Genomic DNA, 11,728 nt, shown 5'->3' with positions numbered 1-11,728 from the left:
TAGGAGGTATTATCTCATTTCGAAGTTCGTTTGACTATGTGGGTGTTATTTGACGCTTACCACTTTTTTGTAAACAGTACTATTTTCAACGATTTGAGAAAAATGCCTTCCATCAAAAAATCGCCTATTTACCTCAGGCATAAGCAAGTGAAAAACAGGTTCGTTGCTGCTTAGCGAAGATCCGCCTGGAAGCTGCGCTGCAGCAGCAGCCGGCCCGCACTGTCATAGGCAGACACTAAAAACTCAACATCTTGCATGCCCCGGTAAGCGGTCAGATCGCAGGAGATGGTAAAGGGAGCGGTGTAGGCCGTGCCAAGCTTGCTGCCGTTGATCTGATAGCTTACGCTGGCGACCGCTTCGTTGTCGATATAATTGACATAGCTGCACAACTGCGCGGTGTCAGCCGGAATGGAGACGCCAAACAGAGGCACATAGTAGGTCGCTAATTTTGCGCCGGCGGTATAGTCAGACAAATAACTGGCAGACTGGATCACGCTGCTGTAGGTGCTGCGCAGGGTGGCGTTTTGCGAGAGCATAAAGTTGCGGATGACCGCGCCGCTATCGGCAGAATCAAAGTAAAACATGGCTTTGACATTGGGGTAGAGGATAGGCAGATAGGTATAAAAATCTTTCAATTGCCAGTTGGCGAAAGCGGTGACGTCGCTGCCTTCTTGCGAAACAAAGGTTGCGGCGCCTTCCGAGATGATGATCGGCTTTTTACCGCCATAAAGCATATAGAGCGCCGCCGGACTGTTGATGAAACGCTGGCGCACTTTGCCTTCGCCCAGCGGATCGGTGGCGGCCAGGGCATCGCTGTAGTTTTGATAAGCCGAAACGCCGACATAATCGCAATAGTCATCACCGGGATAGAAGGTTTCGTAATTGGTTGTGGGATAAAAATTCGGCGACCAGACGACCGCCACGTTGCCGGCATATTGATGTATTATGGTATAAACACGGCGGAAGGCTTCAATATAACGAGCGCCGCCGGTGAACCAGGGCGTACTCTCGAGATTCATTTCGGCGGCAAAGCGCACATAAACAGGCACGCCGGTGGTTGCCAGGTATTTCGCGAAGTTCTCCAGCCACGTCTTGCCCTGGTCCGACAGCACGTAATCGAGGCCGCTCAGCGGCTGCAGCGCAATTTGCAGGACGGTGTTGCTTTCCTGCGCCAGGCGGATATACTGTTTGAGGCCATATTGCGCCTCCAGATTGGCGCCGACGGAGTAATAAATCAGATAAGCTCCGTGCGTTTTGCCAACATAATGGGAGAAGGTGGTATAGTTGCCGCTCAGCGCCTTTTCCGCCTCGGCATAAGCGCCCAGCAGAATGCCGTTTTTGCTTTCTCCGGCTTCGCCGTAATGGTTGACCAGCGATAAACTCGCGTCGTTGGTGACGGCATACAGGCTGATCCCGGCAGCGCAATACTCCGCCCGGCGTCGGGCGTCGATGATCATCTGTTCGGCCTGATTGGCATTGTAGCTGTCGGCGGCAGCGCTGTATTCGGCATGGAGCAGCTGCCAGTAATCGGCTTCCCGCAGATAGCTGGCCGCCGCCCGGTCGTAATTGCCAACTTTGGCCTGGCAAGTGCCTAGATTGAAAAAAGCCAGGGCGAGATTGGTATACTTGCCGTTCAGACCGTCTCCGCCGCCATAAACGCTGAGATCACAGACCGCCTGTTCCAATTGGGGAATCGCCGCCGGATAGGCTCCGCTCTGACAGGCGGCGAGACCGGCGTTAAAATTCGGCCAGTAGTTGGCCCGGGCGACCGCGCCGGTTTCCAGGGATTTCGCATAAGCGGCGCTGCATTGGCTGTCGACCAGGACGGTCCGGTTTGCCTGATCCCAATTAACTTTGCAGCCAAAGGCTTCCAGGACAACGCGGATGGGCAGATAGGTGCGGCCGTCGGCGGGGTTGATCACCGCGGTCGTATCATTGGCGATCGCCTGATTGTTGCGGTAGATGGTACTGGAATCGATGGCAACCAGCACGCTGACCGCACCTTTGCTGATGGTGGCTTCTTTGCGGTTTGCGTCCCAGGCGACCTGGCAGCCGATGGCCTCGCAGGTCAGGCGCAGCGGCACTTGTGTGCGGTTGTTGGCGTCAATATAAGGATAACCGGAGTCCGCCGTGTAGGGCAGCCGAAAGCTGTCGACGATGGCATCGGCCCGGTTTCCGTCCGCGGCCAGCACGTTGGCCGGCGCAAAACCCAGCTTAGCCAACACGAGCAGCAGAAGCAGGGAAAGCAGCAGGGTACGTTTCACTTGATAAATTTTTTGCATGAAGAGCCTCCTTTTGCTGAATCGCCAGAACAGTATTGCTGATGACATCGTAACATACGAAAGACGGTTGATGCAAGCAACCCTTGAGATGAGACCTTTTTACCTCAATTAAAGAAGAGCGATACTGAGCAAGAAGTTCCACCCGTAGATAATTAACCCATAAGGTATATCTTCTATTGACAGTTGCCGTGAATTATGTTATCATAAATTAACCTTACAGGTAAAGAGGTGGTGAGTTGCTTCGGATAACTTACAAAACTCGAAAGTTGAAAGAGGAATGCACAAACTTTTCAACAGCTAAGAAAAATCATGGTGATAGCATGGCGGTGCTCATCCATCAACGGATTGCAGAGCTTAATGCTGCTGATTCGGTTCAGATGCTTGTCAAATTTCGTATTGGCAAATGTCATCCGCTTGTGGGGGATCGAAAAGGTCAGTATGCTATGGATTTAGTGCAACCATATCGCTTAGTATTTATACTAAGTGAAGAGGAGAGCCAGGTAGTGCAGGTGATCAAGATCGAAGACTACCATTGATTTGATATCGTCTTGTGATTTTGATGTAGTCATGTGATAAGGAGAGATTAATTATGATCTACAGCAATAGTACAATTGCTGTTCCACCGGGTGCAACAATCCGGGAACAACTCGAAAATCGAGGTATGAAACAAAAAGAATTTGCTTCTCGCATGGGATTATCCGAGAAACACATTAGCCGCTTGATCAATGGTCAGGTTGAATTGACTCAGGAAGTCGCGTTAAGGCTTGAGTCTGTTTTGGGTGTACCGGCGGGCTTTTGGAACAATCTCGAAGCCATCTACAGAGAAAAACTGGCTCGTGTTATTGCGGAAAATGAATTGGCTCAAGATGTGGAACTCGCAGAAAAATTTCCCTATGCAAAAATTGCAGCTTTAGGATGGGTTGCAGCAACAAGAAATGCAGAAGAAAAAGCGATACATTTAAGAGCCTTCTTTGAAGTGGCAAAACTGGAATTGTTGGAAAATTTAAGAATACCGGGCATTGTTTACCGAAAAGCAGATGCGAATGAAGTATCTGACTATAGCCTTGCTATATGGGCACAGAAAGCAAGAATTGAAGCAAGGCAATATGAAACGGCAGCAATCAATATCAGCAAGTTAGAATTGGAATTGCCTCGCATCCGCGAGATGACACGAACTACTCCTGATGTATTTTGCAGCGAACTCATCAATTTATTTACGCAATGTGGGGTTGCTTTGGTGCTTTTGCCGCATATTGGAGGTTCTTTTCTAGATGGAGCCACCTTTTATGATGGCAACCGCATCGTTATGGGGTTAACAGTTCGTGGTAAAGATGCAGATAAGTTTTGGTTTAGCCTTTTTCATGAAGTGGGTCACATTGTTTTAGGGCATATAGGTGCGTTAGAGGAAGATAAGCAGCAGCAGGAAATTGCAGCGAATGTTTTTGCAGCAAATATGCTCATACCGCCAGAGCTCTATCAAGAATATACTGATTCACATGAATTTACAGAGGACTCTATTCTTGCATTTGCACAAAAGATTAAAATCGCGCCTGGAATTGTTTTAGGACGACTTCAAAAAGAAAGCTATGTTCCATACAATAGAATGAATACCTTAAAAATGAAATATGATATAGTGTAATACTGTGGTTTTTTCACGGTAAAGCCGCAGCCTGCGCTTGGTTTTTGAAAGAGGTGACTGCCCAATGCCCGCTAACTTAGTCTTAAAATCCATCAACCGGCTGCTGGGAGAGAATTTTTTTATTCCTGCTTATCAACGCGGTTACCGCTGGACCGAACAGCAGGTGCTGGATCTCCTGGATGATATCTGGGCCTTCCGTTGTAAAAGCCGACGCACCACCGAGGCGGAATTCTATTGTCTGCAGCCCATTGTCGTAAAAAAGAAAAGCTGGCAGGAAGACGGCAAACGGCTGCAGGGCTGGGAAGTCATCGACGGCCAGCAGCGGCTGACCACGCTTTATATCATTCTGTATTACATCAGCAGGGAATACCTGCATACCGACAGCCTGCAGGCTCACTACGGCAGGAACAGTTTCACGCTGCGCTATGAAACCCGAAAACAAAGCGAGCAATTTTTGCGGGAGATTCACGACGATACGTCCAATATCGATTTCTATTACATGTCCAAAGCCTACCGGGTGATCAAAGACTGGTTCAGCAACGGCCAAAATATGAAAGACCGCAGCGACCGCGAGAATTTTCTCAGTACCATTCTGGGCAAAGAAGAAGACCGCTTCTCGGTGCAGATTATCTGGTATGAGGCGGAAGCGCAGGCGGATGGCAGGGAACTCTTCACGCGGCTGAATATGGGCAAGATTCCGCTGACCAACTCGGAGCTGATCAAAGCCTTGTTTTTGTCTTCTTCCGGTTTTGATGACGAAGCGATTGACGAAGCCGAAAAACAGCAAATGAAGAATGAAATCGCGCTGCTCTGGGACGAAATGGAACTGCGCCTGGCCGATCCGGATTTTTGGGCTTTCATCAGCAACGAGCCGCAGTCGAATTATGCCAATAAGATCGAGCTGCTCTTTGATATGATGGCCAAAAAAAGGAAGCGGGAATTCGATCCGCTTTATACCTTTATTCATTTATACCAGCGCGTCAAAGCAAAGGATCAATCGTTAAGGAAATTGTGGTTTTCCATTGAACAATACGATCAGACGTTGTGCGAATGGTATAAAAATAAAAATCTCTATCATAAAGTGGGCTATCTGATCCATGTTGGCGAAAATTTGGATGATCTGATCACCGCCTCGCTGCAAACCAGAAAAGATAAGTTTGAAGGCAAGCTGGACGACCTGATCCGCGAGAAAGTCAATTTTCAGCTGGCCGATTTAAGTTATGAAGAGAACGCCGATTATGAGAAAATTTCGCGCGCGCTGCTGCTGTTCAATGTGGAGTCCATCCGCAGCAACGCCGGCATCGCGGAGAAATACCCATTCCGTTTTCATAAATCAACCCGCTGGAGTCTTGAGCATATCCACGCGCAGAATTCCGAAGGGCTCGACCGTAATAAGAAAGAGCAATGGCTGACCTGGCTGAACTATCATCTTGCCCTGATGGAGGAAGTCAAAAAAAATCAGAGCAAGGAGCGCCGCCAGAAGATGGAGGAGCTGATCCGGGAAGTCAAAACCATGGATCGCAGCCGTTTAAGCTGGGAGAAATTCAGCGCCGTTTCTGAGCGGATCATTGAACTCTTCTCCAAAACCAGCGGCGAATCGGGCGACGACATGCACAGTATTGCCAATCTAGCACTTCTCAGCCAGCCGGATAACAATGTTCTGAATAATTCCGTTTTTGAAGTGAAGCGCCGGGCGATCATTCAACTGGATAAAGAGGGAAAGTATATCCCCATCTGCACCCGCAGAGTCTTCCTCAAATACTACAACCCCTTATCTTCCGCAGAGCAGTTCTATTTTTGGAGCCATGATGACCGGGTCAATTATCTGCGGGAAATGAAAACAGTGCTGCAGGCTTATTTGCCGCAGCAAGAGCCGGCGGAGGAGTAGAGATGGCGACGAGTTTTTGGCAGTTGATCCAAACGCATAAAATCGTAATCCCCAAACTGCAGCGCGATTACGCCCAGGGCCGCGATTCCGGCAAGATCGCCGCGATTCGGGAAAATATCCTGACTGCAATTTGTGATGCCCTGCAAGGCAAGACAAAACCGCTGGAATTGGATTTTATCTACGGCTATACCAATCAAAGCAAAAGCGGAGAGAAAGAGCGCAAAATTTTTTATCCGCTGGACGGACAGCAGCGCTTAACCACCTTGTTTTTGCTGCATTGGTATGTCGCAGCCAAAGAAGGCTATGGCGAGGCCGCCGCTCCTGTTTTAGCAAAATTCACTTACGAAACCAGGCACAGCTCCGGCCTGTTTTGTTCCGAATTGGTCAATTATCAGCCGCAGAATTTTACGGAATCGATCCGCAGCGATATCATCAATCAACCCTGGTTTTTCACCGCCTGGGAAAACGATCCGACCATCCGCTCGATGCTGGTCATGCTCGATGCAATTCAGGCAAAGCTGGCCGGGTATCGTTTAGCCAGGCTGTGGCCTATGCTGACCGCGGACAAAGCGCCGGTTTTCTTCTATTTGCTGCCGATGGAGCGGCTCGGTCTGCCCGATGATTTATACATCAAAATGAATTCCCGGGGCAAAGAATTGACCGAGTTTGAATATTTCAAGATTCGCTTTGCCGAGCTGCTCGCGCAAAACAGCAAGAAATTCGCGGCGGACCCGGCGAAAACCTTCACGCGCAAAGCGGATTTGGATTGGTCGGATTTATTCTGGAACCTCTACCGGCAGGACGAGCTGACGGATATCGCCAAAAAAGTGGATGAGGGGTTCCTGCGCTTTTTCCGCTTCATCACCGATCTCATCGTAGGTAAAAGCAATCGAAGCCGGGAAGAGAGCGCGGAGGAGTGGCAGCTGTTCGGGCAAGTTTATGCCGTCAAAGAGAATGTTGAGTTTCTTTTTGGCGTGCTGGATGCTTTTGTGGCCCTGGAGCAGCGCGATCCGGCTTTCTTCACCTCACTGTTCACGGTAGAATCCGGTCCGGAGGCGGAAGGCAAAATACGTTTGTTCTTTTTCAATGCGGATGCCAATTTGTTCAAAAAATGCGCCAATGTCTACGATACAGAAGAGCGCAGCAATCCCTTTTCCATGGGAGAGCAGCTGATGCTTTACGGCTGTATCGTTCATCTGCTGCAGTCAACCGTGCAATTCAAAGTCAGGATTCGTAAGCTGCGCAATCTCATTGCCAATTCCGAGGATAGCATGCGTAAGGAAAACCTGGCCGCTCTGCTCAATTCCGTCGCCGAGCTGATCAGCACCGATCACTTATCGGCGGAGACAAAATTCAACACCCGGCAGATTGCCGAAGAGAATGAGAAGGCAGCTCTGATCCGGCAGCATGCCAAGCTGGCCAAACCGCTTTATCATCTGGAGGATCATGCTCTGCTGCAGGGTGCGCTGGCGATTTTTAAATTGACACCCGATCTCGGCGAATATGCCAGGCAATTCGAGCGGGTTTTTGCCAAAGACTGCAATTATGACACCATCAGCTGCGCGCTGCTCACGTTTGCCGATTATTCGCAGACGGTAGGCAAAACCAGAAGGTTCGGCAATAAAAGAGAGTATGTCTGGCGTGAATTATTCAGCCGCAGCCAACGGCGCGGCGATTATGAAAACACCCAGAAGGTGCTCTATAAACTCCTGAATGCCATGCGGGCAAACCCGAACCTGACAGTGGAAGAAGTGGTGAGCTCCTATCTGGCTGCTTTTGCTCAGAACCCCAACAAAGAGAAAGACTGGCGCTATTATTTTATTCGCTACAGCGAGTTCAGGACATTTATGGAGGGGTATTATGCCTGGAACGATGCCGCCAAACCCTACGAGTGCATGTTGCTGAACAAGAAAACAATTGAGGGCAGTCATTGGGATCCGTTCCTGTTGACCATCAAGAATAAACTGGGCAGTCTGGTCACGCTGGAAAAGAAAGCTTCTCCCCTCAAGTATCTCAAAGGAGAGGTCGAACTGCAGATCAGCAATCAGAATGCCGGTTTCCAATTACAGGCTGTCGGAGCGGCCGGCCATGCTTTGCTGAAAAAAATGAGCCGCTCCGGTGCGCTTACGCCGGACTTTTTCTGCAAGATCAAACAATCCGCCGCCGGTCTGGACGAAGAAGACAGAATTGAGAAAGGCATCCGCCTGATCGAAAGCCTGAAAAAGTTGTAAGAGACCGGCTCGATTGAGCATAGGTTTCTGTAAAGAAGGTTTTATTGGATGGAAAAAACAAATGTCATGCGCTTGCTGGAGATCAATGAGATAGACTATACTGCATATGAATATGATGCTGAGCTTACAGAGGGAGAACAGGTCGCAGCGGCAATCGGTAAAGATCCGGACACAGTATTTAAGACTCTGGTGACGATTGGCAGCGACAGGCAGTATTATGTTTTTGTGATCCCGGTAAACTGCATACTCAGCTTAAAAAAAGCGGCCAAAACGGTGAAAGTGAAGAGCATTGAAATGATCAGGCAAAAGGAGCTATTGCCTTTGACCGGTTATCTGCATGGAGGCTGCTCTCCGCTGGGTATGAAAAAGAAGTTTGTGACGGTGGTGCATGATACGGCCGGTTTATTTGAGACGATTACCTGCAGCGCCGGGAGAAAGGGAGTTCAGGTACAATTGACACCGCAGGATTTATTGCAGATGAGCAAGGGATATTATGGCGATCTCGTCGAGTAACCTCTTCATAAAAAAAAACTGTCTCTTGCGAATTTAATCACAGGAGACAGCCGGTAGATTGGCTGAGAGCGCTTAATAGATGGCGATTAGGCCGCCTTTTTCCGGATAGCCGGTATCCCAGAGATCGGGCAGAGAAGCCAGGCAGCGCTCACCCCAGGTGGAATAAATGATGTTTTCATCCGTGTAGCCGGTGATGGTGAACCAGTGCCATTCAATTTCCGAAAACGCTTCGTTCTGATGCTTCAGCAGCAGGAATTGCACACTGATGCCATCGTCAATCATCCGATGGATGAATTGCCGGGCTGCCTCAACGCTCTCGTCTCCCTGCAGTTCGGCATATTCTACCTTGACGGCAACGCTTTGGGCGTATCTTTCAAAGCCTTCCCGGAAAAGCCGGGTTTCCGGCATGCCGCGAAAGCTCGGGAAGACATATTGGTACATCGTCTTGGCAAAGGCTTTGAATTCTGCTTCGGTTAGGGTCAGCGTATCGTAAGGGTAAAGGGCGGCTCTTGTCCGGTCGTGCATTGCCAGTAAGGCGGCGGCATGGCAGGCGCAGACGGTGGAACAACCGCCGCGGTTCATCATTGGGTGCAGAAATTTATATTGATTGCCGCCATAAGTGTTGTTGATGTTTAAAAAATCCAGGTCTTTGCCGTTCATGTTTTCTCCTTTGTTCAGCGAAAAATAACCGCTCTTGCAAAAATTGCCAATACTGTGATCCGCTATTCGCCATTTTTGAGGTGTTGCGGCTGGATGCATAAGAATCATTATAAGAGAAAACAGGAGAATCGGCAAGAGAAAACTGCAGACTGATTTTATATTATTATAATGGAAAATTTCGCCGAACGCAAAAAAATGCTGCGCTGCCGTTTGGGGACCCGCAAAGGGCGTCGCAGCTTTCTGGCATTTTAGGCTGACGCTGCGCTTTGTTTTCGTGTATCATCCGGAGTAAGAGTTTGAAATGGAAAATTTGACGTTTAAGGGGGACTTTTTATGAGCAAATTTCGGATTGAACCGTCTTTCTGGCAGCTGTTCCCACAGTGTGAGATTGGCGTGGTTGTGCTGCATGGCATCGACAACAGCGAAGCGGGCAGCGAGCCGTTCCGCCGGCAGCGGATCGGACAGTTGGAAAATGCGAACCGCGAGGCAAAGAAATATTTAACCGGGGCGGCGTTCAGCCAAAATCCGGTCGTGGCGATTTGGCGTCAGGCGTTTACTCAGTTTAAGACCAGGAAAGGCGCCCGCTCCTCCATTGAAGCGCTCTTGAAACGCATCGAAAAAGGCAATGCAGTAGGTCCGATTAATCCCCTGGTGGACATATATAACACGGTCTCGCTGCGCTATGGCTTACCTTGCGGCGGGGAGGATCTCGATTGCTTTGCCGGTGATTTACGCCTGACGGTCACCGCCGGCGGCGATGGCTTTCTGGCGCTGGGCGATGAAGAGAGCGATCCGACCCTGCCGGGGGAAGTCTGCTATCTGGACGATCAGGGCGCGGTCTGCCGCTGCTGGAACTGGCGCGATGGTCAGCGCACGATGCTGACGGAGGGCACAAAAAATGCCGTTTTGGTGATTGAATCGGTCGATCCCAGCCGTCACGCGGATCTGTTGGCGGCCCTGGACTTGCTGGCGAAGACAGCGGTGCAGTATCTGGGCGGTCAGGCTGCGACAAAAATTCTGACGCGGGACGCTGCCGAAATTGATTTAGCCGGTCAGTTATGAGACAATGAAACCAATAAAAATCCGAAGAGTTTCGCGCAGCCGCCCGCTCATTTTCTGAGAGAGTCCGCCGGTAATTCGTTCGGATTTTTTTATAGGCGAAAGGATTTATTCCCTCAAACGACTAATAATTAGAATAGAATTATGGCAGAGAATCTGTATGAGAGAGGTGTTAATGAAAATGGAGATTCAAAAATCGGCTCAGGAACAATTTGATTACATGGTAAAACACCGGCGTTATCTGCATATTCATCCGGAGATGTCCGGCAAGGAATTCGAAACGGTTCAGTACATCATGCAAGAGCTGAAGGCTTTGCAGATCCCTTTCGTTGAGGTAGAAAACGGCGGTGTGCTTGGTTTTATCAAAGGTATGCGCCCCGGCAAAACCGTCTTGCTGCGCGCCGACGTGGATGCCTTGCCCATTCAGGAACCGCCAGTCAACCTGAAGACAGAACGGACTTGCGTCAGCCGGAATGACGGCGTCATGCATGCCTGCGGACATGACGCTCACACCGCCATGCTGCTGGGAGCGGCAAAAATTCTCAATCAGCACAGGGATGAGATCAAAGGCGAAATCCTGCTCGTATTCGAACGCGGCGAAGAGGCGGCCGGCAACATCCGACAAATCATGCACTATATGGAAGATCACGAGGTTACCTGGGACGGCGCCTGGGGTCTGCATTGCTTCCAGGATATGCCGACCGGTACTCTTGGCATTCGCGCCGGCGGCTGCATGGCGGGTTCGCTCGTCTTCCGCTATAAAATCACCGGTGAAGGCGGCCATGGCTCCCGTCCGGATCTTTCCAGGAGCCCCATCGACTGCATGCTGGCGGTGCTGGACGATTTGTATAAGGCTCCGATGAAATATACCAATCCCTTTGAACCGTTTACGCTGTCTATCGGGCTGATTCAGGCCGGAACGGTGCAAAATGTGATTCCCGATACGGCGGAGTTTGCCGGTACGGCGCGTTTCTTTGACGAAGAAAAATCGGCTCTGCCCTTCTTAAAGCATATGGCCGCGAGCGCGGAGGCCTTGAGCAAGCTCTATAACTGCAAGATCGATTATACGGTCCGGCATGGCAAACCGCTGATTAACCAACCGGAGGCAACCCGGCTTGCTTGGGATGCGATTACGGCCGTCGTCGGCGCCGATCATGTTGTGGAAGGCATGCCCGCCATGGGTTCCGAAAGCTTCCCGGCTTACGCCAATTACGCGCCGGCTTGTTTTGCCAAACTGGGCATTGCCAATCCCGCGGTGGGCAGCGGTGCCGAGATTCATAACCAGTTTTTCGATATTGATGAAAAAGCCATGATCAACGGTGCGGCCGCCACCGTGGCGTTTGCCCTGGCGTTCCTCAACAATGAAACAGCCATTCCTTTCACACCGTTTGCCGGCAGCGTAACCGATTACTATGCCGACAGCTTAAAAGAGGTGCATTTTGGTGAATAAAGTAAC

Annotated in this window: 9 protein-coding genes; 7 read left to right on the top strand and 2 right to left on the bottom strand. The window is 50.1% G+C overall.

All coding sequences use genetic code 11. The features are described from left to right. Positions 1-170 precede the first annotated feature (170 nt). Positions 171-2,282, bottom strand: a complete 2,112-nt coding sequence (locus tag LLG09_01055) for a hypothetical protein (GenBank protein ID MCE5195707.1) — start codon at positions 2,280-2,282, stop codon at positions 171-173. A gap of 236 nt (positions 2,283-2,518) precedes the next feature. Here LLG09_01055 and LLG09_01050 point away from each other — a divergent pair, with 236 nt between their 5' ends. The 5 genes from LLG09_01050 to ybaK all read left to right on the top strand — a co-directional run bounded on the left by LLG09_01050 (position 2,519) and on the right by ybaK (position 8,553). Beyond that, the gene (locus tag LLG09_01050) at positions 2,519-2,818 is read left to right on the top strand and encodes a type II toxin-antitoxin system RelE/ParE family toxin (GenBank protein ID MCE5195706.1); all 300 of its coding nucleotides are present in this window, start codon (positions 2,519-2,521) and stop codon (positions 2,816-2,818) included. A gap of 53 nt (positions 2,819-2,871) precedes the next feature. Then, positions 2,872-3,921: a HigA family addiction module antitoxin gene (locus tag LLG09_01045; protein ID MCE5195705.1), complete on the top strand. Its 1,050-nt coding sequence runs from the start codon at positions 2,872-2,874 to the stop codon at positions 3,919-3,921. A 64-nt stretch (positions 3,922-3,985) separates the two neighbouring features. After that, positions 3,986-5,809 (top strand): DUF262 domain-containing protein, encoded by a 1,824-nt coding sequence (locus LLG09_01040; GenBank protein ID MCE5195704.1) that lies wholly within the window; start codon positions 3,986-3,988, stop codon positions 5,807-5,809. Between the two features lie 2 nt (positions 5,810-5,811). After that, positions 5,812-8,040, top strand: coding sequence for a DUF262 domain-containing protein (locus LLG09_01035; protein ID MCE5195703.1), 2,229 nt, complete (start codon positions 5,812-5,814; stop codon positions 8,038-8,040). A gap of 48 nt (positions 8,041-8,088) precedes the next feature. Further along, positions 8,089-8,553, top strand: a complete 465-nt coding sequence (ybaK, locus tag LLG09_01030) for a Cys-tRNA(Pro) deacylase (protein MCE5195702.1) — start codon at positions 8,089-8,091, stop codon at positions 8,551-8,553. A 72-nt stretch (positions 8,554-8,625) separates the two neighbouring features. Here the strand turns inward: ybaK and LLG09_01025 are convergent, their stop codons facing one another. Next, complete coding sequence (locus LLG09_01025) at positions 8,626-9,213, bottom strand: hypothetical protein (protein ID MCE5195701.1); 588 nt, start codon at positions 9,211-9,213, stop codon at positions 8,626-8,628. A 333-nt stretch (positions 9,214-9,546) separates the two neighbouring features. Here LLG09_01025 and LLG09_01020 point away from each other — a divergent pair, with 333 nt between their 5' ends. Next, positions 9,547-10,275, top strand: a complete 729-nt coding sequence (locus tag LLG09_01020) for a B3/4 domain-containing protein (protein MCE5195700.1) — start codon at positions 9,547-9,549, stop codon at positions 10,273-10,275. Between the two features lie 172 nt (positions 10,276-10,447). Next, positions 10,448-11,722, top strand: coding sequence for an amidohydrolase (locus LLG09_01015; protein ID MCE5195699.1), 1,275 nt, complete (start codon positions 10,448-10,450; stop codon positions 11,720-11,722). The last annotated feature ends 6 nt before the right edge of the window (positions 11,723-11,728 follow it).

Source organism: Negativicutes bacterium (assembly GCA_021372785.1).
Lineage (GTDB): Bacteria > Bacillota > JAAYKD01 > JAAYKD01 > JAAYKD01 > JAJFTT01.
Note: the sequence above shows the minus strand (reverse complement) of the source record. Positions and strands in the feature narration are given on the sequence as shown.

Excerpts from the sequence above, each read along its gene's own strand:
- LLG09_01045 (MCE5195705.1), top strand. The coding sequence starts at position 2,872 with ATGATCTACAGCAATAGTACAATTGCTGTTCCACCGGGTGCAACAATC.
- LLG09_01040 (MCE5195704.1), top strand. The coding sequence starts at position 3,986 with ATGCCCGCTAACTTAGTCTTAAAATCCATCAACCGGCTGCTGGGAGAG.
- LLG09_01025 (MCE5195701.1), bottom strand. The coding sequence starts at position 9,213 with ATGAACGGCAAAGACCTGGATTTTTTAAACATCAACAACACTTATGGC.
- LLG09_01015 (MCE5195699.1), top strand. The coding sequence starts at position 10,448 with ATGAAAATGGAGATTCAAAAATCGGCTCAGGAACAATTTGATTACATG.
- LLG09_01055 (MCE5195707.1), bottom strand. The coding sequence starts at position 2,282 with ATGCAAAAAATTTATCAAGTGAAACGTACCCTGCTGCTTTCCCTGCTT.
- ybaK (MCE5195702.1), top strand. The coding sequence starts at position 8,089 with ATGGAAAAAACAAATGTCATGCGCTTGCTGGAGATCAATGAGATAGAC.
- LLG09_01020 (MCE5195700.1), top strand. The coding sequence starts at position 9,547 with ATGAGCAAATTTCGGATTGAACCGTCTTTCTGGCAGCTGTTCCCACAG.
- LLG09_01035 (MCE5195703.1), top strand. The coding sequence starts at position 5,812 with ATGGCGACGAGTTTTTGGCAGTTGATCCAAACGCATAAAATCGTAATC.